The sequence below is a fragment of the Vreelandella jeotgali Hwa genome, assembly GCF_000334215.1.
Lineage (GTDB): Bacteria > Pseudomonadota > Gammaproteobacteria > Pseudomonadales > Halomonadaceae > Vreelandella > Vreelandella jeotgali.
In genome coordinates, this window is sequence record NZ_AMQY01000010.1 from 74286 (window position 1) to 97342 (window position 23057).

Genomic DNA, 23057 nt, shown 5'->3' on the forward strand with positions numbered 1-23057 from the left:
AGTCGAAAATAAGATAAACAAAGCGGGAAAGCAAAAAAACGTTTAATATCAGATACTTATGTAGATACTGGAGACATTTTCATAACAAGTGATCGGCGCGGAGGAACAAGATAGCCACAAACAACAAAATAGATGCTAATAGTATCCGCTAAGTTCTTTTTGAATCATGCGCTTACGATGCTACGCTTTCCTCTGCGCCAAGGATGATGCGGCCGGTCAGGCCATCGCCAACCGCTTTGAAGCCCAGACCACCGGCCTCGCCCAGGCCCAGCGTAACGCCAGCGACGGTATCTCGGTGGCCCAGACGGCCGAGGGGGCCCTGGACCAGATTAACGATAACGTCCAGCGCGTGCGTGAGCTCACCGTCCAGGCCGAGAACGGCACCAACTCCGAAAATGACCTGAATTCCATTCAGGACGAAATCACCGAGCGCCTGTCAGAGATTAACCGCGTCTCCCAGCAGACCGACTTCAACGGCACCAAGGTGCTGGACGAAGGCGTGAGTGGGCTGGATATTCAGGTCGGCGCCAACGATAACGAACAAATCACCATTGAGCTGGAGCAGGTCAACGCCAAAACGCTTGGAATGGAAGGCTTCAACGTCAATGGCGAAGGCAAGGTGGATAACGAAGCCGCAAGCGCTGACGACCTGACGCTGAACGGCTTTAGCAAAACCGGCAACGCGCAGTCCAACGGCTCGGTGGAATACACTAACACCGAAACGACCCAAAACGACCGCATGAACGCCGCCGACCTGATGGGGAATCTGGATGACGGTGCGACCGTCGATCTGACTGGTTCCACCGGCTCCAATACGGGCTTTGTCGCCCAAGGTGGTGGTGGTGATATCGCATTTGATTCAGTTGGCGATTTGGAATACAGCGCTGACAACGATAACTTCACCTACGACGTAGGCAGTGAAGTCGACCAAGCGTCATCCGCCGATGCAATCGTGCCCGGAGCGGGTGAAGGCCCCAGCAAAGCGACAGTAGAGATTGGCGGTAAATCCACGACCGTGATGATTCAGGAAAGCGGCCAGCTGCAAAACGAAAGCGGTGAAGATCTCTATATTGATGCCAGCGGTAACCTGACGGCCACTCAAGCCGGCTCGGTTGAAGATGGCACGGTTGAGAATCTGACCACCGCCATGAGCGATAATGGTGCGGTTGGTGCTAATGTATCAGCCAATGATGATCTTGGTTCGGCTACTCTGACGATGAGCGATAGCGGAACTAAGTTTGAAGGTGCAAGTGGCGACGGTACTACTGCTGGTATCGAAGTCACCGGCGTGGTGGCTGACAAAGCCAACGTCTCCAGCATGCTGGCCGCTGATGGCGGTGATGTGACGCTGGCCGATAACATTAAAGCCGAAGATGATTCTGGCAGTGAAGAAAACATCAAGTCCTTCACCGTCGACGGCAACGGTGAAGTCGAAGTTAACGGTTCTTCTGCCGGTGGTCAGCTGGATGACACCAATATCCTGTACACCGATGGCGACGGCAACTTCACCGAAGCGACTGAAACCACTGAAACCACCACCTACTACGCCCAGGAAAGCAGCGAGGGAGTCGAAGGTGAAGGCATTGTGACCGACAACACCGGTGCCCAGATCTTCAAGGACGGCGATGACCAATTGACCCCGGAAAGCGTGACCGAAAGCGATCGCACCGAAGATCCGCTGGCGAAGCTCGACGACGCCTTGGGCAACATCGACAAAATGCGTTCCAACCTGGGTGCGATCCAGAACCGCTTCGAATCCGCGATCACCAACCTGAGCACCAACGAGACCAACCTCTCGGATGCCCAGTCGCGCATCGAAGACGCGGACTACGCCTCCGAAGTAGCGGCCATGACCAAAAACCAGATCCTGCAGCAGGCAGGCACCTCGGTACTGGCCCAGGCCAACCAGCTCCCGCAGAACGCGCTGTCTCTGCTGGGCTAAGCTGACCCCCTCAACCACCGCCCCACGGGGCGGTTTTGAGACCTGGATTTTGACGGGCTCCGAGAGGGGCCCGTTTTTGTGGCTGACAAAAGGAATGAAATTTGATCAACGATTTTCTTAAGACCGTGCAAGCGGTACTAGATTCGATGGGGCAGAAGTCCCCGATTTTTAAATACGAAAAACCACTTATGGAGCACGCTGGCGAAGCTCTAAAGAGTTTTCAGAAAGAGTATGCTGATGATATTTCTAAGTATTTGAAGGAGTTTTTTGATAGCACAAAGGGATCTGCTAAATCCTTGTTTGAATCAGAGCTTAATGCTGTAAGGAAATCGGTAGAGGAGTTGTTGGGGTATAAAAAAGCAAGGCATAATAAAGCTATAAGCATAATATTGACTGTCATAGCATCAATCAAAAATATCATTTCTGATTACCTGAAACTTGACCCTTCGGCTAAAGCTGCTATGGAAATGTTTGAGGAAGCCATTAGCTTTTTGAAGATTTGAAAATCGGGGAGCTGATATTTTTTATCTTTTAGAGATGCTTTTATATTAGTTGACTTCTAGTAAGGCCAGGTTTTTATATAATGACATCTTCGTCATATTAAAATGCTCTGAGAAGAAGAGCATAGAGAAAGCAGTGCACGACGGCGTTTCAGTGTGCGAACGCCACCGTTCCCACCCCCATATCCAACGCTTGATCCGGGGCTTTTTCTGTTAGTGTTACGCTGACGTTATTTACCAACCAGGATAGGCCGCTGTCATGTGTCGAATATGGCCTACAGCAGAAGCGATTGGAAAAGGGGAAACATGAAAATTGAGTTTGGCCCCAGGGAGTTTATCGACGAAAGCACGTTGCCGGGCGCGCAAATCCAGCACTTTTCGCTGGCAGGCACCGATTATGGTGCGCTTTTTGTCCCTCGCTCGGCCTGGGATGATAATACAGCGATTCAGGTCTCTAATAAGCTTGGCATTACATTACCGCTTGAAGCGTATGAAATAAAATTTGACACCTTGGAGAGCCTTTACGATACGGAACCTGCCCACGGTTTTCGTCCCCGAGCCGAACTAGGACTGCGCCCTTATACGTATGAAGAAATGAATATTTTAGGAGGAGGTCTGCTGGCGTCTTTGAGCATGTTTGATGAACAGTTTGCTTGCTCAGGCTATTATGGCTGCGCCGTTGATGACGATCCGCGGCTGGTTTGCTATTATAAAAGGCTATATCGGCGGTACGGCAACGTTTTTAAAGCCAAAGGCTTGAAGCCCTACACCTCCACAGGAGGAACATGCTATGCATTCCTACGCCAATAACCCAGTAGCAGACCCCCAGCAGGCCAGAGCTGCCAAGCTGCGTGAAGCTCGCCGGCGCTACCTGCAAGCAAGGAAACGCGGTGAAGTTAAAGTCAGCATGACGGCAGCAGAGGCGCAACGGCGCGCCGAGCATTCCGTTTTTCGCCTTCGTTAAGGTGACTCAACACCGTTAAACAACAGCTTCGGCCCAAGGGCCGAAGCTGTTGTCTTATAGCCAGTAGCGATGCTGCCTCCGGCAAGCCAAACGCCACCGTTCCTACCCCCATATTCAACGCTTCACCCACGGCATTTCCTGTTAGGCTGACCTTATTTGCCAACCAGGATAGGCCGCCCCCATGCCACACACCGCCTCGCCCGCCGCGCAAGACCTCCACGCCGTCAACGATCTGTTTGCCCAGGGCCATTACGCCGATGCCGAAGCCCGGGCCGCGACGCTGGCCGAGCAGCACCCGCAGCCCGACGGCGCCCTGGGCATTCTCGCGCTTGCCGCCCGGGCCGATGACCAGGGGGCGTTCAGCACCGCTGGCGGCACCGCGCCGGACGGCGCCTCGCGGCTTTACGAGGCCACCGCAGCCGTGACCGCCGAGCGGCTCGCCATGCAGCAGGCCGGCGGGCTGGCGGCGGTGCCCTGGCTGCACGTTATGGGCGATGATGCCGCCGCGCCTTCGCCGCTCAGCCGTTTTATCGACACGCTGCTGGATCAGCACGGCGGGCTTGAAGCCTACCTGGCCGCGCTGACTCCGGCGCAGTGTCAGGCGGACGCCCGGCGCTGCCTGGCCGCAACCGGCGATGATGCCGGCCCGGCCGCTCAGCCGCTGGCGCTGCATCAGCTGGGGCTGGTGGGGCTTTGGTTCCCTCAACTGCCCGTGGTGTTTTACCCCCGCGAGCTGGCCGAGCAGGGCCTGGCCGCTTATCTGGCGGCGGTAAAGGCGGCAGACGCCGGCCAGCCGGCGCCCGCCCTGCACGCCATCGGCGAGCGCCTGGCCGAGGCGGAGCAGGCCCGCCAGCACTGGGCGCGCGTGCTGCCCAACCCCGTGTATTGGGTCACGCCGGCGGAGCTGGCCGCAACACCGGCGACCGTTGCCAGGCGCCTTATCGCCGCGCTGCCCCCGGCCAATCGCCCTGCGGAAGAGGCAACGGCCGAGGCGTTGCAGGCAGCGTGCCCGGCGACGCATTGGGTGGCGCAGACTGAGCTGGCCCGGGCGTTCAAGCCGCATTTGGCCCCGCTGCTGGCAGGCTATCAGGACGCGATGGAAGCCAGCGGCCTGCCCGCGCAGTCCATCGAGGGGTTTGACTGGCAGCTCCAGGGCCGCGTGGTCACGGTGGACAACGCCGCTCAACTGCCGCGCCAGGCCAACTTCGCCGCGCTGATGGCGACGAATGCTTTCGCCGTGGTGGCGTTTGATCCGGCCAGCCGCGTCACGGCCGAGAACCTGGCCGAGGTGGAGGAGTTTCAGCACGTTCCCCATGTGCTGCTGGGCGACGGTAACCCCGCCACGCTCCACGCCACCCTCGATGAATCTCTTACCGCGCCGCTGGAGCCGCTGCCCGATGCGCAGCTGCCGGCAAGCCTGCACGGTAGCGCCCGGGTGCTCACCCGCCTGCCCATCAATACCCTGCGGCTGGATGACATCGACGGCCTGGCCAGCCTCGACTGGCTGATACTCGACGAACTGGCCGACGCCCATACGGTGCTGGAAAACGGCGAGCGCGCGCTGGCCCATACCCTGCTGTTGCAGGTGGGTGTTGCCTTTGCCCCGACCCACTACGGCCAGGCGGATTTGGCCCGCATCAGCCACTGGGCCAGCCGCCACGGCTTTACGTTCTACCGGTTGAATAACCTCCGCCACCGCAGCCTGATGCCCCAGCGCGAGGGCCTCGCTCGGCCCCAGGCGACCCAGCTCGCCAGCGCCGATGCGCTGTTCATTCCCTCGCCGGAGCGCCTGGCCGCGCTCGACGCTAACCAGCGCAAGCGCTTGGCCTTTGTGCTGGATACGGTTTACGGCATTCACGATCTGCCCCACCAGCTGCTGGCCGAGGTGGATGACGCCATGGGCGAGCGTTACCTCAAGGCCCGTGGCTACGTGGGCGTACACCGCAGCGCCAAAGCGAAAAAACAGCCGCCGCTGTTCGCTGTGCCCAAAGCCCGGCGCCGGGCCGAGCGCGGTCTGGAGGCGGCGCTTGCGCAACACAACAGCCAGCGGGCGCTGGGCCAGGCCCGCCAGCTGCTGAAGGACCACCCCGACGACCCGGACGGCCGCTACTATCAGGGCCGGGCGCTGTCGCAGCTGGGCCGCCACGACCCGGCCTGCGCCCAGCTGGACGCGCTGTACCAGGAGGCGCCGACGCTGCGCTACGGGCTGGCGCTGGGCGAAGCCCGGCACCGCGCGGGGCGTAACAAGGCGGTACGCCGCATCGCTGACAAGCTCGCCGAGCAGCACCCGGATCACCTGGCCGTGGCGCGGCTGGCGCTGCTGCCCGTGCTCGCCAGCCACAAGCGCCGCGAGCTGAACGAGGCGCTCGAACGCTGCCGCACGCTGCTTGACCATACCGATGCCGCGCTGGTCGCCGCCGGCCTGGGCGATGCCCCGGCGGATGCGGCCAGCGCCCGCGCCGAGCTGTTGCACCTGGCCGCCTGCTTTCAGCAGGCGCTGGCCGATGACGCCCCAACGCAGGCTGGCGCCGTTGACGCCCACCAGGCCGCGCTGGCGGCGCTGGGCGACCGCCAGGGGCCGCTGCGGGCACAAATGCTCACCGCGCTGGCCGAGGCGCGGCTCGCCGCCGGTGACGTTGAGCCGGCCGTTGAAACGCTATGGCAGGCCTGCGCCACCCGGCCGCTCTCGCTGCATACCGCGACGGCCGCCGCCCGCCTGCACGACGCTCTGGGCCAAAGCCCCCGTGCCGAGCACCAGCAGCTGGCCAACCTGCACGCCAGGCTGAACAGCGCCTGGCGCCGGCACGAAGGCAAGGCGCTGACCGCCAGCCTTGGCGATTACGGCCTGCCTACCCAGGGCATGGCGCCGCTGATGCTGGCGGGCAACCGCCCGACGCCGGCGCGGCTGGAGCATTACGGCTTGCCGGACCTGCTGCCCCAGGGGGCAACCGCGCTGGATATCGGCTGCCATCAGGGCTTTTTGCTGCTGGCGCTGGCGGATGTTCTCGGCCAGGGCACCGGCATTGACGCTCGCCAACCCTGTGTAGAGGTCGGCAACGCCGTCGTTGAGCATGCCGGCCATGCGCATATTCAGCTGCACCACCAAACCCTGGCCGACTACGTGGCGGAAGGCTTGCCCGGCGGCACTGCCGCCGCCGAAGCGTCGCGGTTTGATCTGGTGATCGCCAGCGCCGTACACCAGCACCTTCACCTGCCCGAAGAAGACTTTGGCGATGCTCTGGCGCGGCTCTGCAAGCCCGGCGGCGTGGTGCTGCTGGAAAGCCACGGCACAAGCCAGCCGCGCCACCCCGAGCCGGGCTTTACCGACCGCGCCACGGCCGTGGCCAGCGCCGGCTTTAGCGTTATACGCCAGGGCGCGCTATGCGACGACGGCATCAACTACCGCGAGTTCTGGCTGCTCCAGCGCGAGGCCGAGCCGCAGGCCGCGCCACGGCCCGGCGCCGGTCAGGCGCACCCGCCTCGGCTGCCGGTGATCGAAGGCGATGCGGCCATTACCCGGCCCATGCACGCCATCTGCCGCGCGGTGGCAGAGGAGGGCGCCTGGTTCAATCCGGATCTGCGTATCCACGCCGACAACGGCAGCCTCTCGCTTTACGGCACCCCGGGGGCGGCTCGCGCCAGCTATATGCGCGTGCCGATGACCATGATGCCCCAGCTCGAAGGCTTCGATATTGAGGCCAAAAAAGGCCGGCTGGCCGCCACGCCCAACGGCATGAAGCTGCTGCCCCGCCAGCAGGAAATGCTGGAAGCCATGCTCGAGCTGTTCAATGTCACCGACAAGCTCAACCTCTGGCAGGCCAGCCTGCCGTTTCTCGCCTGGCAGCAAACCCCGAAGGTGCTGGACTACCTGCTGAGCGCAAGGCCGCACGACAGCAAACTCCGCCGCTTCCGTAAGCAGCAGCGGGCCGGCGAGCACAGCAAGCTGCTGGTGGATAGCTTCATTGGCTCGCGCCAGTTTGGCCTCAGGCCTCATCACCTGGACGCTATGGGCGTGAAGGATAACCCCCGGCAACGCAATGTGCTGCTGCCGCTGGTGGACTGCCTCAACCACAGCCTTGAGGCCGAGGGCTTTTATACGCCAATGGCCGGCGGCAACCCCGTGATGCGTACCTACCACCGGCCAGGGCAATCGCACGTAAAGAAGACGTCTCATTCCAGGCCAAGTAGATGGGCGCGATAGTCGTCAGAGGTAGCCGCAAGGATACGCTTGGTCTTGAAGCTTCCCCTGCGTTTTATCGGATCCAGACGAATGACATTGAGCGTCAATCGCTTGAGAATGGCCAGATTATGTCCCGCATGCGCCGTTCGTGCCCGCATCTGATCATCAGCAAAGGTGACGTCGAGGCACCAGTGTACCTGGTTCTCGATGCGCCAGTGCTGTCGAACTGCCCTGGCCATTTGCTCGGCATTCGGTTCCAGGCTACTGATGTAATAACGGTAGTCACGTTCCATTCTACCCCGGTACTCGCGTGTTGACTCAATAACGGCGAAGCAGCGCATGTCCGGCCAGCGATCAGGCTTTGGCAGGCAGTCCAGCGCATCGAACACGTAGCAACGCCGTGTTTCCAGGCGGCCATGTGCCTTGTTTACCTCCTCCTTGAATTGATGCGGGGTCTGCGATGCCGGTGCCATCCCGAATTGTTCGAAGAAGTCGTCGATTGCCTCCTTGAGTTGCGGTTGGTTCTCCTTGATAGCCAGTACATAGTCGGCCCGCCTCTCGCGGATCGCCTGCGCGATCGAAGGCTGAGTGCCCATGGCGTCGATGGTGACAATGCACCCTTCCAACGCCAGAGTCGCCAGCAGGTCCGGGATGGCGGTCTTCTCGTTAGACCTGGTGGCAGTCGCCTGCTGGCCGAGAATGACGCCAGCATCAGCGGCAAAGGCACTGACGAGGTGCAGAGGCGCTTCGCAGGCCCTGGCCGACCGCCGGCTGGTCTTGCCGTCCAGGGCCACAACCTGAGGCGAGAGGTTGGGCAGAACGCCGTCTATCCAGCGCCGGAAGGTCACTTCGAACTCGCGTGGATCCATCAAACCGAAGAGCCGGGCAAAAGTGTCATGCGATGGGATCCCATTGGGCAGGTTGAGGTATTGACGAAGCCAGGAGAGCTTTTCCCGGGCCCACAATTCAATTTCTTCAAACGTATCGGCGCCAACAAGTACGCCGCAGACGGCGACGGTGAGCAAGTCAGGCAAGGGGTGCTGCACCTGGCTGGAGTGACGTGGGTCGGTAACGCAGGCGAAGATATCCAGAATCGGTGTGGCCGTCTGATGCATCAGGTCCTCTGGTCAAATGCCACAGCTATATCGAATCACTCTGCATGATTCAATTGCGAACGAATCTCGACGTGCGATTGCCCTGTACCACCGGCCGGATGCCCACACCGGCGAGCTGCTGGTGCGTTACAACTACAACGACGCCGTGACGACCACGCTAAGCTACGGCTTTGTGGACGCCGCCAGCCACTGGCTGGCCTCGGTGCCGGTTACGCTCAGCGTTAGCGGGCAAACGCTGGCGGTGCAGGGGGTTGCCATGCAGTTCAGCGGCACGCTGCCCGCCGCCCTGGCGGATATCCGCCCCTACATCCCCGGCACTCAGCGCAAAAATTCAAGCCACGCCACCGTCACCAAGCTGATGCTCTGCACCCAAAACCCCCACAGCCTGCGCCGTGTGCTGACGTATCTTGTCCACCAGCTGGGCCTTGCCCACACCGATTTCGTCGCCCGCCAGCAGGTCGCCGAGCTGGAACGCCAGCTCATCGAGCAAAACCGCCAGTGGTGGCAAGGCTTCGCCGCGCTCACCGCCGAGCTGCCCGCTGACCACCCCGCCCGCCAGCTATGCCACCACAGCCTGGGGCTGATCGAGCAGGTCGCCGAAGCGCTGGGCCACTGACCCCGACCCGGAAGATAACGCCGGATGCGTCGCGCCATGAAACCCACCCGCCAGCAAACCCGGCCGGGTGGGGTAGCCGCGCCGCCAGCCGGTAGCCGCTGCGACGCTCAACCCTTCGCCGAATACGGCCTACGGTATCGGCGGGGGTTATTCCGGTAGATTCTTTCGGCGGGGCTTGACAAGCGGGAATGTGCTAGCATAGGGCCATTACGACAGGAGCGGATATGGCCACCAACCACCACGACATCGCCTACAAGGAACTGTTCAGCCATCCGGAGTTTGTGCAGCAGCTCATCGAAGGCTTTGCGCCCGACGACATCGCAGCGCTGATGGACTTCACGTCGCTCAAGCAGCACAACGGGCAGTACGTGACGCCGCTGAATCAGGAAAAGATCGAAGACGTGGTATGGTCGGTGAAGGCAACGTGGGAAGGCGTGACCCAGCGGGTCTATCTATATATTTTGCTGGAGTTTCAGTCCCGCGTGGGTCCCGCGTGGATTACACGATGCCCTTGCGGATGATGCACTACGCGGCAGGATTCCATGATCACCTGATCAAAAACGGCGAGACCACGGCGAGAAAAGGGCTGCCGCCGGTGTTTCCGATGGTGCTGTACAACGGCTCGAAACCCTGGGCAGCCAGGCAGGACGTGTTCGACATGATTGCCCCACGGCCACCGGGACTCTTGCAGCCCTACCAGCCACATTTGCGCTACTATCTGGTGGATGAAGGCCGTTATAGCGATGAGGACCTGGCCGAGCGCAACAGCGTACTGAGCGGGATTTTTGGTATCGAAAAGGCAAGGGAGGGCCGCGAAGCGCTGCAAAAAGCGGTGGATCGCATCGTGGCAATCATCCAGGCCGACCCGGACAAGGATCGAATCGACCGCATCGTCACGCGCTGGATCAAACGGCATTTTGAACGTTTGGGGGCAAAGGTCGATCTAACAGAGCTGAACAGCCTGGTGGAGGATAGAAATATGTTGGCAGACAATCTGGAAAATTGGGCGAAGCGCGAGCGGCAGGAAGGTCGGCGGGAAGGTCGGCAGGAAGGTGAAGTCAAAGGTGAGGCCAAGCTGCTGAAAACGATGATCGTTTCCAAGTATGGCGAATGCCCCGAATGGGTGCAGGAAAAGCTGAACGAGGCTGATTCGGAACAGCTGGGCGCTTGGGGGCAGAAGATCTTTCAAGCCAGTACGTTGGAAGGCTTGCTGTTATGAGCCGCATCCGCGAGCTTGGCGCGGATGAAGAAACCCGCCGCCTGGCATTCGCGCACTAAATCCCGGCTTATACCGCCTGTACCGCGCATAAAAGAAGGCAGCCCATCGAGGCTGCCTTTTTGTATCTGCAACGTGGAGAAAAGCGCTTGACAGATGGCGATGTGCTATTATTCAGGCATTGAAGCAGGAGCCCCCATGAGCGACGCGGACACATCCCGAAGCAGCGATCACGACAGCCCCTGGAAGATGGCCCTGGACGCCTATTTTCAGGAATTTCTGGGGCTGCTGTTCCCCGATATCGAAAAGCAGGTGGACTGGTCGCGGGGCTACAGCTTTCTGGATAACGAGCTGCAGAAAATTACCGCCGATGCCCATAGCGGGCGGCGCTATGCCGACAAGCTCATCAGGGTCTACGCCCGGGACGGCAGCGAAACCTGGGTGCTGATTCACGTTGAAGTGCAGGGCGAACCGGAAGACGAGTTTGCCGAGCGGATGTATACCTATCAGTACCGGCTACGCGACCGCTACGGCATGGATGTGGTGAGTCTGGCGGTGCTGGCCGATACCCGCGAGACCTTCCGGCCCACGACGTTTCACTATGAGCGCTGGGGATGCGAGCTGACCTATACATTCCCCACGGCCAAGCTGATTGACTGGGAGCAGCACTGGGAAGCGCTGGAACAAAGCCCCAACGAAATGTCACTGGTGGTGATGGCCCAGCTCCACGCCAAGCGGTTGAAGGACGGCGCGACGCGCAAGGATACCAAGGTCGCGCTGACGCGCCTGCTGTTTGAGCGGGGCTATGAACGCGCGGAAGTCGTGCGTCTATTCAACATCATTGACTGGATGATTCAGCTGCCGCACGGGTTGGAACCGATATTTTCTCATGAGGTCGATGAGATACAGGAGGAAAAGAAAATGGCTTATGTGAATACGTTGGAGCGCCAGGCGTTGGCCAAAGAACGTCAGGAAGGGCGCATGACCGCACTGGAAAGCACGCTACGCAAACTTATCAAGCTGAAGTTCGGAGAGCCGCCGGCCTGGGCTGATGAAAAAATCAAGCAAGCCAATGCCGACCAGCTGGATGATTGGACGGGTAGCATTCTGACGGCGGAGAAGCTGGAAGCGGTGTTCACGGACTGACTCTCCGCTTCTTCCGCCTATACCTTAAGCACCGCGCATAAAAGAAGGCAGCCCGTTGAAGCTGCCTTCTTGACCTCCTGGCGCGTGATGCGGAAGGCCACTGCTACAATGTCGAGATACAGGTACGTCGCTATGGTGCCTGGCACAAGCGAGGCCTGTTCTACCTGACCCGCACGCTGGGTAGCCAGCTGGGAGCCGGAGAGGATTACACGGAGCTGCGCGCGTCGGTGGGCTTGCACCTGCTGGACTTCGACTTGTTCACCGACACGGCAGCCGAGCGCGAGCAGGCCACCTGGCGTTTCGAGATGCGGGATTCACGCCAGCCCCAGGTGTCGCTTGGGAACGTGTTGCAGATGAACCTGATCGAAATACACAAGGCGGATCGCCTGGGCTTGCCGGAAGGCCCGTTGCGCGCCTGGATCACCTTCTTCAAACACTGGCAGGAGGAATTGACGATGGCCAATGTCGCCCATGAACCGGTCAAGCGTGCCATGAGCCGCATCCGCGAGCTTAGCGCGGATGAAGAGACCCGCCGCCTGGCGTTTGTACGCGAGCGCGCGCTGCGGGATGAAGTGTCGCTGCTGAATGATGCGAAGCGTGAAGGGCGCGAAGAAGTGGCAAGGAATTTGATTGAAATGAAGCTGCTGACGGATGCCCAAATCGCGAGCGCTTCGGGCCTTTCTGAAGCTGAAATTGAAGTGCTCCGGAATGAGGTAACACATTGATGGCCATGAACCACATCCGCGAACTCAGCGCGGACGAAGAACCCCGCCGCCTGGCATTCGCGCACTAAATCCCGGCTTATACCGCCTTTACCGCGCATAAAGAAGGCAGCCCATCGAGGCTGCCTTTTTGTATCTGCAACGTGGAGAAAAGCGCTTGACAGATGGCGATGTGCTATTATTCAGGCATTGAAGCAGGAGCCCCCATGAGCGACGCGGATACATCCCGAAGCAGCGATCACGACAGCCCCTGGAAGATGGCCCTGGACGCCTATTGTCAGGAATTTCTGGGGCTGCTGTTCCCCGATATCGAAAAGCAGGTGGACTGGTCGCGGGGCTATAGTTTTCTGGATAACGAGCTGCAGAAAATCACCGCTGACGCCAACAGCGGGCGGCGTTATGCCGACAAGCTCATCAGGGTCTACGCCCGGGACGGCAGCGAAACCTGGGTGCTGATTCATGTCGAGGTTCAGGGCGAACCGGAAGACGACTTTGCCGAGCGGATGTATACCTATCAGTACCGGCTACGCGACCGCTACGGCATGGATGTGGTGAGTCTGGCGGTGCTGGCCGATACCCGCGAGACCTTCCGGCCCACGACGTTTCACTATGAGCGCTGGGGATGCGAACTGACCTACACGTTTCCCACGGCCAAGCTGATTGACTGGGAGCAGCACTGGGAAGCGCTGGAACAAAGCCCCAACGAGATTTCCCTGGTGGTAATGGCCCAGCTACACGCCAAGCGGTTGAAGGACGGCGCGACGCGCAAGGACACCAAGGTCGCGCTGACGCGCCTGCTGTTTGAGCGGGGCTATGAACGCGCGGAAGTCGTGCGTCTATTCAACATCATTGACTGGATGATTCAGATACCGCATGGGCTGGAACCGATCTTCATCGATGAAGTCCATGAGATACAGGAGGAGAAGAAAATGGCCTATGTGAACACGATAGAGCGGCATGCGCTGGCAAAAGGGCGTCAGGAAGGTGAAGTCAAAGGTGAAGTCAAAGGCCGCATGACGACGCTGGAAAGTACGCTGCGCAACCAGATCAAGTTGAAGTTTGGTGAGGTGCCTGCCTGGGCAGATCAGCGCATTCAGCAAGCCGATGACGCTGAGCTAAGCGAGTGGGTTGTTCAGATCCTGTCGGTAGATTCACTGGAAGCGCTGCTGAACGCCTGAGTCATGGGCGGGCCGGAGAAGAAAATGGCTTATGTGAATACGTTGGAGCGCCAGGCGTTGGCTAAAGAACGTCAGGTAGGTGAAGTCAAAGGCGAGGCCAAGCTGCTGAAAAAAATGATTATTTCCAAGTATGGCGACTGTCCCGAGTGGGTGCAGGAAAAGCTGAACGAGGCTGATTCAGAACAGTTGGGTGCTTGGGGGCAGAAGATCTTTCAATCCAGCACGTTGGAAGGCTTGCTGTTATGAGCCGCATCCGCGAGCTTAGCGCGGATGAAGAAACCCGCCGCCTGGCGTTCGCGCACTAAATCCCGGCTTATACCGCCTTTACCGCGTATAAAGAAGGCAGTCCATCGAGGCTGTCTTTTTCGTATCGGTGAGGTTTATTCCAGTAGATTCTTTCGGCGGGGCTTTTCGCCTCGTACCGGCGAGTAAAAACAACAAGGGCATCATGCGTGAAGCAGAGCACCAGCAGATCATCGACGAGCTGCAAACCCTCATTGGCGATACTCAGCACACCCTCGGTCGCTTTGAAGCCACGGGCATGGATAACCAAATGCCCCACGACTACAACCGGCTGCTCGTCATCCTCAACGACGCTGTCACCCGCCAGCGCGATCACACCCAGGCGATGCTGGCGCAGGGGTGAGAGCGTCGCCTGTCTCGGGCGCGTCCTGAGAGGGATAAGCCTGGATTCATGGAATAACCACAGCACTTTGGGCCATACGGTAGAGGCAGCAGGGTCAGCGCCGGTACAAGCCCGCTCTGGTTTGCTTGCCATTGCCGTGGATCACGAAGTCGATGTGCCCTGCCGTAGCGCATCAAGCAGTTCGATGGAGCGTAGCCGGTCGTCGCGGTGGTAAACGTCGGTGACGACCATCAGCTCGTCGGCGCCGGTGTGGGCGATAAAGGCGTCCAGCTCGTCGCGCACGCTGCCTGGGCTGCCGACCACGGCCGCGCCGAGGTTTTGCGCCACGGCGGCGCGTTCCCGTGAGGTCCAGTCGATGTGCTCGGTGGGCGGTAGCGCCCGCGTGCTTTTGCCGCGATGAAGGTTGAGGAATTTCTGCTGGGCGGTGGTGTTCAGGTAGTGCGCCTGGGCGTCGGTGTCGGCCACGGTGACCGGCATGCCGATCATGGCGTAGGGCTCTTCAAGAACGGCCGAGGGCTGGAATTCGTTGCGGTAGATATGCAGCGCTTCCAGCAGGTAGCCGGGGGCAAACTGCGCGGCGAAGGCAAACGGCAGCCCCAGGTGCGCGGCCAGCCGGGCGCTATAGCCGCTGGAGCCCAGCAGCCAGACGGGGACGTGGGTGCTCTGGCCGGGCACGGCGCGGATGCGCTGGTCGGGCTGGGCGTCGGCCAGGTAGCGGCGCAGCTCGTTCAGACGTTCGGGGAAGTCTTCCACGCCGGCGAGCGGGTCCCGGCGCAGCGCGCGCATGGTCGCGCCGTCGGCGCCGGGGGCGCGACCCAGCCCGAGGTCGATGCGTTCCGGGTGCAGCGTGGCCAGGGTGCCGAACTGTTCGGCAATCACCAGCGGCGCGTGGTTGGGTAGCATGACGCCGCCGCTGCCTACGCGGATGCGCCGGGTGTGGCTGGCGATGTGCCCGATCAGCACCGAGGTGGCGGCGCTGGCGATACCGTCGATGTTGTGGTGCTCGGCCAGCCAGTAGCGCTGATACCCCAGCTCGTCGGCCCGGCGCGCCAGGGCGACGCTGTCGTCGAGGGCGTCCTGGATGCTGGCGCCCTGACGGATGGGGGCCAGGTCCAGCAGCGATAACGGCGTTTGGGCGAGGGGCGATGTGTGGTGTGAAGCGGAGTGGCGGAGTAGGGACATGCCGGCCTCGGGCGTTGCTGACAATGAAACATTAGCATTCGAGGATGCCGCCCATGCGCTATTTTGGCAAGCGGGGTGGCTTGCCTGTCAGTAGTCGATAGCAACGTGGACCGTGCATCGAATTTCGAAAAATTCGAATAATGACGTTTTCCGGCTTACACTGATAACCACCATGACAGCAGCAGGAGAATACAATGGCATCTCTGTCTACACGGCTTCCCAGCCGGGAAGAAGCTGCCCTGGCCAGGCTTTCAAGCCGTGAGCTGGCCGCTTATGTGGAAACCGGTGCGACCACTCAGCACGTCACCTTTACCCAACAGGACGGTGAGTATCATCAGGTGGAGTTGCCGGTCGCGGCGCTACGCCTGTTGGTGAATATCCTGACGGAGTTGGGCGATGGCAATACGGTGAAAATGATGCCGGTGCATGCGGAAATGACGACCCAGGAGGCATCGGATGTGCTGAACATGTCACGCCCAACCTTCATCAAGTTACTGGATGACGGGGAGCTTCCCTACCATCGCGCCGGTAATCGCCGCAAGGTCAAATACCGCGATGTTATGGCGTATAAAAAGACCATCGACAACAAGCGCCTGGAAACGCTGCAAGAGCTGTCGGAGCTTGATCAGCTGGATGGGCTGGGGTACTGATGAGTTCATACTATACGGTCGTGTACGATGCCTGTGTGCTGTATCCCGCCCCATTACGCAGTCTGTTGATGTACATGGCCGTAACCGATTTATACCGGGCTCGCTGGTCGCAGCAGATTCATCACGAATGGATATGTAATTTACTGGCAAAACGCCCTGACTTGACTCGGGAAAAATTGGAACGTGTCCGGCAACTCATGGATCGCCATACCCGTGACGCCGTTGTAACCGGTTTTGAGCCTTTGATTGATGGGCTGGCATTACCCGATCCTGACGACCGACATGTATTGGCATGCGCTATTCACAGTGGGGCAGAAGCTATTATTACATTTAATCTGAAGGATTTTCCCGATGAAGCACTGGAACAGTATGACGTCAAGGCGATTCATCCGGATGAATTTGTCGCTGACATGCTGGCGCTAAGTCCAGGCGATGTTATACAGGCAGTGCAGCATCACCGCAGAAGTCTAAAAAATCCGCCGTTCACTGCTGACGAGTATCTGGATTTGCTGTTCAACCAGCGGCTACCCGAGACGGTTAATATGCTGAAGGATTTCCAGCCTATGTTGTAGGCATTGGCGTCAGCTTATGTGCAGGCTTGTTAATGGAAAGAGGACTGTCAGGCCGTCAGCGAGGCGAGCCTGTCGTATACGTTATCCCAGCATGGGCAAGTCTCCGACTTACTTGCCGGATGATCTTTCCGGGTAAGCTTTCCAAATAACGATACATGGAAAGTAAACTTCCATTCGCCAGGAGTCGTTGGCTCGACAAAAAAGGGGCTTGCGCCCTGGCGCAAGCCCCTGTGGTTGGTGGGTGGTTTGGGTGCGGTTACGACGGCTGGGAGAACACCGTGACCTCGGGCAGGTCGTCGGTGAATTTCTCGACATCGGCGACCCCGGTCTGGCCGCAGTTGGCCTGCGACAGCTTGGAGGTGGCAATGCCCGGGGTCAGGTTGTTGACGTCGCCGTAGCGGCAGAGGCTGCCGATTTCGCGCGGGTTGACCGGGTCAAACCAGCCGCCTTCCTGAATGCGGATGACGCCGGGCATCAGGTCTTCGGTGACCACGGCGCCGGCGAGGATGTGCCCGCGGTTGTTGTAGACCCGCACGACGTCGCCGTCCTGGATGTCGCGTTCCCCGGCGTCTTTGGGGTTCATCCAGCAGGGTTCGCGGTTCTGCACGGCGTATGTCTCGCGGAACGAAGTGCCGCAGAGCTGCGAGTGCAGCCGGCCGTGAGGGTGGTTGCTGGCGATGGCCAGCGGGTAAACCGTGGTCGGGCCGTCCAGGCGCTCGATGGGTTCCAGCCAGGTGGGGTGCGGCGGGCAATCGTCGTAGTCGTACTCGGCGACGGCGCGGGAGTAGATTTCGAACTTGCCGGTGGCCGTGCCCAGGGCGTTGAGGATCGGGTCTTCGCGGAAGTCCTGGTGGCGGACGAAGTGCTTCTGTTCGTCCTCGAGCGGGAAGGCCAGGGGTTCGTTGGATTCCCAGAAAACGCCGAAGACCGGCATTTCCATGCCCTTGGCGCGAGACTCGATCTTGGCGCCTTCGTAGAAGCCGCGAATCCAGTCCATTTCCGTGCGGCCTTCGGTAAACTCGCGTCCCTTGCCCAGCTTGCCGGCAATATCGGCGAAGATGTCGAAGTCGTTGCGCGCTTCAAACTGCGGCTCGACGATTTTCTTCATCGGCACGATATGGCTCAGCGCGTAGTCGCCGACCTGCTCGATATCGTTGCGCTCGTACGTGGTCGTGGTCGGCAGGACAATATCGGCGTGGCGCGCGGTGGCCGTCCACTGGAAGTCGTTGACGACGAAGGTGTCCAGCGTCTGCCAGGCTTCCAGCATTTCGTTGCGGTCCTGGTGGTGGGCAAAGGGGTTGCCGCCCGCCCAGTAGGCCATCTTGATCTTCGGCAGGTCGATGGTGCCGCCGTTGAAGTCCATCTTACCGCCGGGGTTGAGCAGGGTTTCCACCAGGCGCGCCACGGGAATCGCGGAGTCGCCGGTTTCGTTTTCCACGGATAGTCCGCCGCCGCTGCCGGCGGCATCGCCGATGGATTGCAGCACCGGGCTTTCGTGGGTCGGCGCGCCCCCGGACGAATAGTGGTAGCTCAGGCCGTAGCCGCCGCCGGGCAGGCCGATCTGGCCGAGCATGCAGGCCAGTGTCACCAGCATCCAGGTAGACTGCTCGCCGTGGTGCTGGCGCTGGGTGGCGTAGCCCAGCGAGAGCATGGTGCGGCTGTTGGCGAAGCGCCGCGCCAGCTCGCGGATTTTCTCGGCGTCGATGCCGGAGATGTCGGCGGCCCACTCGGCGTCCTTGGGCTGGCCGTCGGTCTCGCCGATGAGGTAGGGCTTGAAGTCGTCGAAGCCGCTGGTATAGCGGTCGAGAAATTCCTGGTCGTGGAGGTCTTCGCTGTAGAGCGTGTGGGCGATGCCCAGCATTAGCGCCACATCGGTCTGGGGCTTGGGCGCGACCCATTCGCCGTCGAAATACTCGCAGGTTTCGGTTTTCGCCGGGTCGACGGAAATGACCTCGACGCCGGCCTTTTTCAGCTGGTCAAAGCCGGCGAAGGCGCCGTGGTCGGCGACCTGCCAGGAAATCTGCGAGTTGTTCATGGGGTTGCAGCCCCAGAACACCATCAGGTCGGTATTTTCCGCCAGTACCGGGTAGGTGGTGCACTGCTCGTAGACCTCGATCGACCCGGTGACGTAGGGCAGGATGACCTGCGCCGCGCCGGTGGAGTAGTCGCCGATGCTGGAGGTGAAGCCGCCGCCGGTGAGGTTGAGCATGCGGCTTAACAGCGTGCGGCAGTTGTGCAGCTTGCCGGGGCTTTTCCAGCCGTAGGAGCCGGCAAAGAGGCTGTTGGGGCCGTGCTCGTTACGCACGCGGGTGATCTCGTTGGCCACCAGCTCGGTGGCCTTTTCCCAGGACACGCGCACGAAGTCGCCGTCGCCGCGTCCGGCGGGGTCGGCGCCGGGGCCCTGTTCCAGCCAGGCGCGGCGAACCATGGGATAGCGGATGCGCGAGGCCGAGTAGATGGAGTCGCGCACGCCTTCGAGCATTGGCGTGGGCTGCGGGTCTTTCGCCCAGGGCTTGAACTCAACCGCGCGGCCGTCTTCGACCACGCCCTTGAACACGCCCCAGTGGCAGCCGGAGACGATTTCCTGCTTGCCGGTCTGCGCCTGGGCGCCGCGGCTGAGCAGCGAGGTGGAAAGCGGCAGCGAGCTCGCCGCCATTGTGGCTACGGAGCCTTGCAGAAACCGGCGCCGACCCGGTGAGGCGACCTCGGCAGTGGATATAACCTTGAGCTCGTCGGTCTTGTCACTCATGCGTATTCTCCTTGGCGTCGTTCGTTGACGGCCGCCGTGTCCGCCGTCTCGGGGGCGGAGCCGGCGCGGTCTATCAGGGCGGTCAGCAGGTTGCCGGCGGCGGCGTAAAAGCCGTTGGCATCGCGGGCGTTGAGCGCCTCGTTGAAAGGCGGCACCCAGCTGGCCAGGCGTTGTGTCAGGTCATCGGCGGTGGCGGTCTGCCCGTCGCGCAGCGCGGTGGCCAGCGCTTCCAGCTCGATGGCCAGGTGATCCGGCGGTTCGCAGCAGTCCTCGCTGACGTGCAGGTCCAGCGCGCGCAGGGTGGCGTCCATGCTCGCCACCGATGGGCCGCCCAGCGCCGGGCCGTCGGCCCCGGGTTGCCAGGCGCTTTCGTAGGGCAGCACCGCGCGATGCTGGAAGATGCCTTCAAACAGCGCCGTATAACGGCGCTGCAAGTGCACGCCGAGCCCTTCCGGCGGCTGCCGGGTAAGGGCGTCTTCCAGCGCCCGGGCGGGCGCTTCGGCGTCGAGTTGCCGGCCCAGCCAGCGCAGCGTTGGCTGTTCCTGCTGCGCGTCGGCCTGGTGCAGTTCGCCGGGCGGCGGTGCGCGGAAAACATCGCTCAGCCACTCGGCCGCTGCGATCAGGGCTGCGGTATCCGGCATCGCCTCCCGGGGCGTGTCTGATACGGCAGGCTGGTTCATTGTGCATCTCCCTTGTCCTGCGGCACGGCTTCGCTGGCGTGGTTGGCGGCTGCCTGGCCGGCGGTGTCCGGGTTCAGGTCGCTGGAATGGTTCTGCAGGTACGACAGAATCAGCCGGTATTCGTCATCGCTGAAGGTGGTGAACCGTTCCATTGACTTGAGCGTGCCGATCCACTGGTTGGCGGTGTAGTGGTCTTTCTTCGGCAGCGTGTGGCAGGACGAGCAGGTGCTCTGATAGGTCTTTTCGCTATAGCTCCATAGCGCCTGCTGTTCCAGGTTGAGCTCGCTGGCGTCGGTCCAGGCGGTCAGGCTGATGGGGTGCCAGACCTGGTCGGTATCGGCGTCGGTTTCCGCCTCGCCCTGTTCCGCGGCGGCGGTGGCGCTTTCGCCCAGCGCGGCCACGAGCACACGCTGGCCCTTGTCCTGATAGATCACCGAGGGCGCGTTTTCCGGCTGCCAGCCGTCAATGGCGAGCTTGAGCCGGTCGTCCTGGCGCTCGACGACCTGGACGCTGGCGCCGCCGAGAAGCTTGCCGTCGCCTTTCGCTTCGCCATCGCTGTTGTCGGGCGTGGCGCTGTCCATGAACAGCGTCTTGGTGCCGACGACGTGTACCTGGTCACCGTCCGCGATGTTCTGCGGGTCGCTGGTGGGCAGCGGCGGCCGGTTGTCGACCATGTTGTCGAGCATCACCACTTCTTCGCTGCGGTTGGGCTCGGGCATGCCCGGGGCGGGCTTGTCCACGGCGTCCAGCTGTTTCAGGTAGGTCGCCATGGCCTGGAGGTCTTCCCAGGGCAGCTGCGAGGTGTTTTCCACCACTTCGGCCATGTCGCCGCCGGCGGTGCGGCCGATGGGGCTCGCGCCGGTATGCAGGTAGTTGGCGATGGACGCGGCGGACCAGAAGCCGATGCCGGTTTCGTCCGGCGTGATGTTGGGGAAGTAGCCGGTTTGCTCGGGGTTGACGCCGCCGGCATAGCGCTCGTCATTGGGAATGTTGCCCATGAAGGTGCGCGACGAGTGGCATTCGACGCAGTGGCCGGCGCTTTCGACCAGGTAGCGGCCCTGCTCGAAGCGGTCCTGGTCGACGTTGTCGGCCAGCTGGTCGGTGTCGATGCCGATTTCCTCGGTGCTTTTGCCGTCGAGGAACGCCAGCCGCCAGACGCCGATGCCCCGACGCAGGTTGTAGGGGAATTTGAGCTCGTGGTCCGGCACGACCTTGTCGCTTTCGGGCAGCGTCATCATGTAGGCGTAGAGGTCGCGCACGTCACCGGGCTTGAGGCGCTGGTACGAGGTGTAGGGAAACGCCGGGTACAGGTTCTCGCCGTCCGGCCAGATGTCGCTGGGGCCCACGCCTTCGCGCACCGCGCGGTCAAACTCGGCCAGCGACCAGTCGCCGATGCCGTGCTCCGAATCCGGCGAGATGTTGGGCATGTGGAACTTGCCGAACTCGCTGTCGAGCACCTTGCCGCCGCCGAGCATTTCGTCGTCGTCCTGGCCGGTGGTGGCGTGGCAGGTGGCGCAGTCGGAGGCCACGAATATACGCCGGCCGTTGTCGATATCGGCCTGGCTTTCGTCGGTTTTCGCTGCCGGTATGTCGTGCGTCAGCGACCAGGTCCAGGGCGAGGTCAGCACGAGGAAGCCACCGACCCCGAGAACAGCGGCTCCTGCCACCGCGATGGAAATCTTCTTGCGTTTGCCTGGCATGGCTTGCTCCCTTGGTTGCCGCCATCGTTATGCCAATGGCGTGGATAGTACCCGCTTGCGTTTTGCCCGCGCCCGGCGCTGCCAGCCACCGTTGCGCGGTGTTATTCATCCTGGCTGTTTTCAATGTAGCTGAATTAGCGGTCTGACGTTTTGAGACAGGTCAGGATGTTGCGGATCACGATTCAATCACCGATTCGGCTTTAAGCGCTTATTCGGCCTCAGTCCCTGGTTGGGCTGAGTGTAGCTGCTTTATTAAAGAATGATTATATCATGCGGGGAATCTTTTTAAGAGAGCGCTCGGGCGTCGTCGGGTGCCGATGGAGGTAAGGGAGGATAGAGACAAGAGAGGCAGGAGCGGGTCGTTCGGGTAGACAAAACCGGTCGTACAGAGAGGTAAAAAAGCGTGCGGAGAGGCAGGCAGCAAATACAGGCAGCAAATAAAAGCGCGGGGAGAAGAAAAACAGCAAGTGAGCTGAGAAAAGAGCGCGAGAAAAACGAGCGGCAGGAAAAGAAGAATCGCGGCGGGAAGGGGAATCGATTCGGTTAGCCCGCCGCCAGCGCTCGGCTGGCGGCGGGCTTTTACGGGTCAGTTACTGCTCGCTGTAATACGCGGCAATATCGGCAATGTCCTCATCCGACAGGGTGGCCGCCTGGGGCGTCATGATCGCCGAGGAGCCGCCCTTGCGCTGTTCGGCGCGGTAGGCTTTCAGCGCGCCTTCCAGATAGGTGGCGGACTGGCCGGCGAGGTTGGGATAGGTGGGGGCCGTTGCCTGGCCGTCCTTGCCGTGGCAGGCCACGCAAACGGCGATCTTGCCGGCGCCGGCTTCGGCATCCCCCTCGGCCAGGGCGCTGCCGGGCAGCAGGGCGACGCCTGCGGCCAGGGCCACGGCGAGTCCGGCTTTGTGCATCAAGGTCATGGTTTTTTCTCCCCTTTTGGCTGAAGGCCTTTCCGCCCGGTTTGCATGCTGTGTTGTATTCAGCTCTGTCGGCTCTGTTGACGGGTTCTGCGTGTTCGCTTTGCTGTTGCTATTAAACACGGCCCCCGCCGGGGCAGCAACCCGGCCGAGCGGCGTGGCGGGGGCAGTATGATGCAGGTCAAACAATGGTCGGATATCGCTCCGGCGCGGTGTTGGTCCGACTTTGGTGGTGGTACGGTTTGCCGCAGACGGTTTATCAGGACGGCCTTGAAACAGGCCATAAACAAAGCAGGACAGGGCCGAGCCGGAACGTGGAGCAACAGCGTTGATGACACCACGTTGAAGGCACAACGCCGGCGGTATCCAACACCATCATTTTATA

The 23057-nt window shown here is 61.1% G+C and carries 19 protein-coding genes and 1 pseudogene; 14 read left to right on the forward strand and 6 right to left on the reverse strand.

The window, feature by feature from the left end:
- Positions 1–166: 166 nt before the first annotated feature.
- From C793_RS14700 to C793_RS0102560, 4 genes are all read left to right on the forward strand, one after another.
- Positions 167–1942, forward strand: a complete 1776-nt coding sequence (locus C793_RS14700; protein ID WP_017429384.1) for a flagellin N-terminal helical domain-containing protein — start codon at positions 167–169, stop codon at positions 1940–1942.
- Between the two features lie 101 nt (positions 1943–2043).
- Positions 2044–2445: a hypothetical protein gene (locus tag C793_RS0102550; protein ID WP_017429385.1), complete on the forward strand. Its 402-nt coding sequence runs from the start codon at positions 2044–2046 to the stop codon at positions 2443–2445.
- A 303-nt stretch (positions 2446–2748) separates the two neighbouring features.
- Positions 2749–3252: a hypothetical protein gene (locus tag C793_RS0102555; protein ID WP_156804869.1), complete on the forward strand. Its 504-nt coding sequence runs from the start codon at positions 2749–2751 to the stop codon at positions 3250–3252.
- 335 nt (positions 3253–3587) lie between these two features.
- Positions 3588–7607 carry a class I SAM-dependent methyltransferase gene (locus C793_RS0102560; protein WP_017429387.1) on the forward strand — a complete coding sequence of 1340 codons (4020 nt, stop codon included), beginning with the start codon at positions 3588–3590 and terminating at the stop codon, positions 7605–7607.
- Here C793_RS0102560 and C793_RS0102565 read toward each other — a convergent pair.
- Positions 7577–8701, reverse strand: a complete 1125-nt coding sequence (locus C793_RS0102565; protein WP_017429388.1) for an ISAs1 family transposase — start codon at positions 8699–8701, stop codon at positions 7577–7579. The genes C793_RS0102560 and C793_RS0102565 overlap by 31 nt on opposite strands.
- Before the next feature lie 16 nt (positions 8702–8717).
- Here C793_RS0102565 and C793_RS0102570 point away from each other — a divergent pair, with 16 nt between their 5' ends.
- From C793_RS0102570 to C793_RS0102600, 8 genes and pseudogenes are all read left to right on the forward strand, one after another.
- Positions 8718–9317 (forward strand): hypothetical protein, encoded by a 600-nt coding sequence (locus tag C793_RS0102570; RefSeq protein ID WP_017429389.1) that lies wholly within the window; start codon positions 8718–8720, stop codon positions 9315–9317.
- Positions 9318–9541: 224 nt separating this feature from the next.
- The gene (locus C793_RS14770; RefSeq protein ID WP_281103773.1) at positions 9542–9838 is read left to right on the forward strand and encodes an Rpn family recombination-promoting nuclease/putative transposase; all 297 of its coding nucleotides are present in this window, start codon (positions 9542–9544) and stop codon (positions 9836–9838) included.
- A complete protein-coding gene (locus C793_RS13435) occupies positions 9823–10536 on the forward strand; it encodes an Rpn family recombination-promoting nuclease/putative transposase (RefSeq protein WP_281103774.1) in 714 nt (237 codons plus the stop codon). Before C793_RS14770 ends, C793_RS13435 begins: the two co-directional genes overlap by 16 nt.
- A 195-nt stretch (positions 10537–10731) precedes the next feature.
- The gene (locus tag C793_RS0102580; RefSeq protein ID WP_017429390.1) at positions 10732–11679 is read left to right on the forward strand and encodes an RpnC/YadD family protein; all 948 of its coding nucleotides are present in this window, start codon (positions 10732–10734) and stop codon (positions 11677–11679) included.
- A 74-nt stretch (positions 11680–11753) separates the two neighbouring features.
- A pseudogene (locus C793_RS13440) lies at positions 11754–12404 on the forward strand (Rpn family recombination-promoting nuclease/putative transposase); the annotation flags it as partial.
- A 203-nt stretch (positions 12405–12607) separates the two neighbouring features.
- A complete protein-coding gene (locus C793_RS0102590; RefSeq protein ID WP_017429392.1) occupies positions 12608–13579 on the forward strand; it encodes an RpnC/YadD family protein in 972 nt (323 codons plus the stop codon).
- Between the two features lie 24 nt (positions 13580–13603).
- A complete protein-coding gene (locus C793_RS0102595; protein ID WP_017429393.1) occupies positions 13604–13825 on the forward strand; it encodes a hypothetical protein in 222 nt (73 codons plus the stop codon).
- Between the two features lie 202 nt (positions 13826–14027).
- Positions 14028–14225: a hypothetical protein gene (locus tag C793_RS0102600; RefSeq protein ID WP_017429394.1), complete on the forward strand. Its 198-nt coding sequence runs from the start codon at positions 14028–14030 to the stop codon at positions 14223–14225.
- 141 nt (positions 14226–14366) lie between these two features.
- Here the strand turns inward: C793_RS0102600 and C793_RS0102605 are convergent, their stop codons facing one another.
- Positions 14367–15407: an LLM class flavin-dependent oxidoreductase gene (locus tag C793_RS0102605; protein ID WP_017429395.1), complete on the reverse strand. Its 1041-nt coding sequence runs from the start codon at positions 15405–15407 to the stop codon at positions 14367–14369.
- 194 nt (positions 15408–15601) lie between these two features.
- On the opposite strand from C793_RS0102605, the gene C793_RS0102610 reads away from it, so the two are divergent.
- Positions 15602–16057 carry an excisionase family DNA-binding protein gene (locus tag C793_RS0102610; RefSeq protein WP_017429396.1) on the forward strand — a complete coding sequence of 152 codons (456 nt, stop codon included), beginning with the start codon at positions 15602–15604 and terminating at the stop codon, positions 16055–16057.
- On the forward strand, positions 16057–16629 hold the full coding sequence (locus C793_RS0102615; protein ID WP_017429397.1) for a PIN domain-containing protein: 573 nt from the start codon (positions 16057–16059) through the stop codon (positions 16627–16629). The genes C793_RS0102610 and C793_RS0102615 overlap by 1 nt, the downstream gene beginning before the upstream one ends.
- 256 nt (positions 16630–16885) lie before the next feature.
- Here the strand turns inward: C793_RS0102615 and torA are convergent, their stop codons facing one another.
- From torA to C793_RS0102635, 4 genes are all read right to left on the reverse strand, one after another.
- A complete protein-coding gene (gene torA, locus C793_RS0102620; protein WP_017429398.1) occupies positions 16886–19378 on the reverse strand; it encodes a trimethylamine-N-oxide reductase TorA in 2493 nt (830 codons plus the stop codon).
- Complete coding sequence (locus C793_RS14040) at positions 19375–20058, reverse strand: TorD/DmsD family molecular chaperone (protein WP_017429399.1); 684 nt, start codon at positions 20056–20058, stop codon at positions 19375–19377. Before C793_RS14040 ends, torA begins: the two co-directional genes overlap by 4 nt.
- A complete protein-coding gene (locus C793_RS0102630; RefSeq protein WP_017429400.1) occupies positions 20055–21758 on the reverse strand; it encodes a c-type cytochrome in 1704 nt (567 codons plus the stop codon). The genes C793_RS14040 and C793_RS0102630 overlap by 4 nt, the downstream gene beginning before the upstream one ends.
- 590 nt (positions 21759–22348) lie before the next feature.
- Positions 22349–22675 carry a c-type cytochrome gene (locus tag C793_RS0102635; RefSeq protein WP_017429401.1) on the reverse strand — a complete coding sequence of 109 codons (327 nt, stop codon included), beginning with the start codon at positions 22673–22675 and terminating at the stop codon, positions 22349–22351.
- Positions 22676–23057: the final 382 nt, after the last annotated feature.

Bases quoted from the DNA above. Each gene is read 5' to 3' on its own strand.
- C793_RS0102605 (WP_017429395.1), bottom strand. From the start codon at position 15,407: ATGTCCCTACTCCGCCACTCCGCTTCACACCACACATCGCCCCTCGCC.
- C793_RS0102615 (WP_017429397.1), top strand. From the start codon at position 16,057: ATGAGTTCATACTATACGGTCGTGTACGATGCCTGTGTGCTGTATCCC.
- C793_RS14770 (WP_281103773.1), top strand. From the start codon at position 9,542: ATGGCCACCAACCACCACGACATCGCCTACAAGGAACTGTTCAGCCAT.
- C793_RS0102570 (WP_017429389.1), top strand. From the start codon at position 8,718: ATGCCACAGCTATATCGAATCACTCTGCATGATTCAATTGCGAACGAA.
- C793_RS0102610 (WP_017429396.1), top strand. From the start codon at position 15,602: ATGGCATCTCTGTCTACACGGCTTCCCAGCCGGGAAGAAGCTGCCCTG.
- C793_RS0102600 (WP_017429394.1), top strand. From the start codon at position 14,028: ATGCGTGAAGCAGAGCACCAGCAGATCATCGACGAGCTGCAAACCCTC.
- C793_RS0102630 (WP_017429400.1), bottom strand. From the start codon at position 21,758: ATGCCAGGCAAACGCAAGAAGATTTCCATCGCGGTGGCAGGAGCCGCT.
- C793_RS0102555 (WP_156804869.1), top strand. From the start codon at position 2,749: ATGAAAATTGAGTTTGGCCCCAGGGAGTTTATCGACGAAAGCACGTTG.
- C793_RS0102560 (WP_017429387.1), top strand. From the start codon at position 3,588: ATGCCACACACCGCCTCGCCCGCCGCGCAAGACCTCCACGCCGTCAAC.
- C793_RS0102565 (WP_017429388.1), bottom strand. From the start codon at position 8,701: ATGCATCAGACGGCCACACCGATTCTGGATATCTTCGCCTGCGTTACC.
- C793_RS14040 (WP_017429399.1), bottom strand. From the start codon at position 20,058: ATGAACCAGCCTGCCGTATCAGACACGCCCCGGGAGGCGATGCCGGAT.
- C793_RS0102595 (WP_017429393.1), top strand. From the start codon at position 13,604: ATGGCTTATGTGAATACGTTGGAGCGCCAGGCGTTGGCTAAAGAACGT.
- C793_RS0102580 (WP_017429390.1), top strand. From the start codon at position 10,732: ATGAGCGACGCGGACACATCCCGAAGCAGCGATCACGACAGCCCCTGG.
- C793_RS13435 (WP_281103774.1), top strand. From the start codon at position 9,823: ATGCCCTTGCGGATGATGCACTACGCGGCAGGATTCCATGATCACCTG.
- torA (WP_017429398.1), bottom strand. From the start codon at position 19,378: ATGAGTGACAAGACCGACGAGCTCAAGGTTATATCCACTGCCGAGGTC.
- C793_RS0102590 (WP_017429392.1), top strand. From the start codon at position 12,608: ATGAGCGACGCGGATACATCCCGAAGCAGCGATCACGACAGCCCCTGG.
- C793_RS0102635 (WP_017429401.1), bottom strand. From the start codon at position 22,675: ATGACCTTGATGCACAAAGCCGGACTCGCCGTGGCCCTGGCCGCAGGC.
- C793_RS14700 (WP_017429384.1), top strand. From the start codon at position 167: ATGCGCTTACGATGCTACGCTTTCCTCTGCGCCAAGGATGATGCGGCC.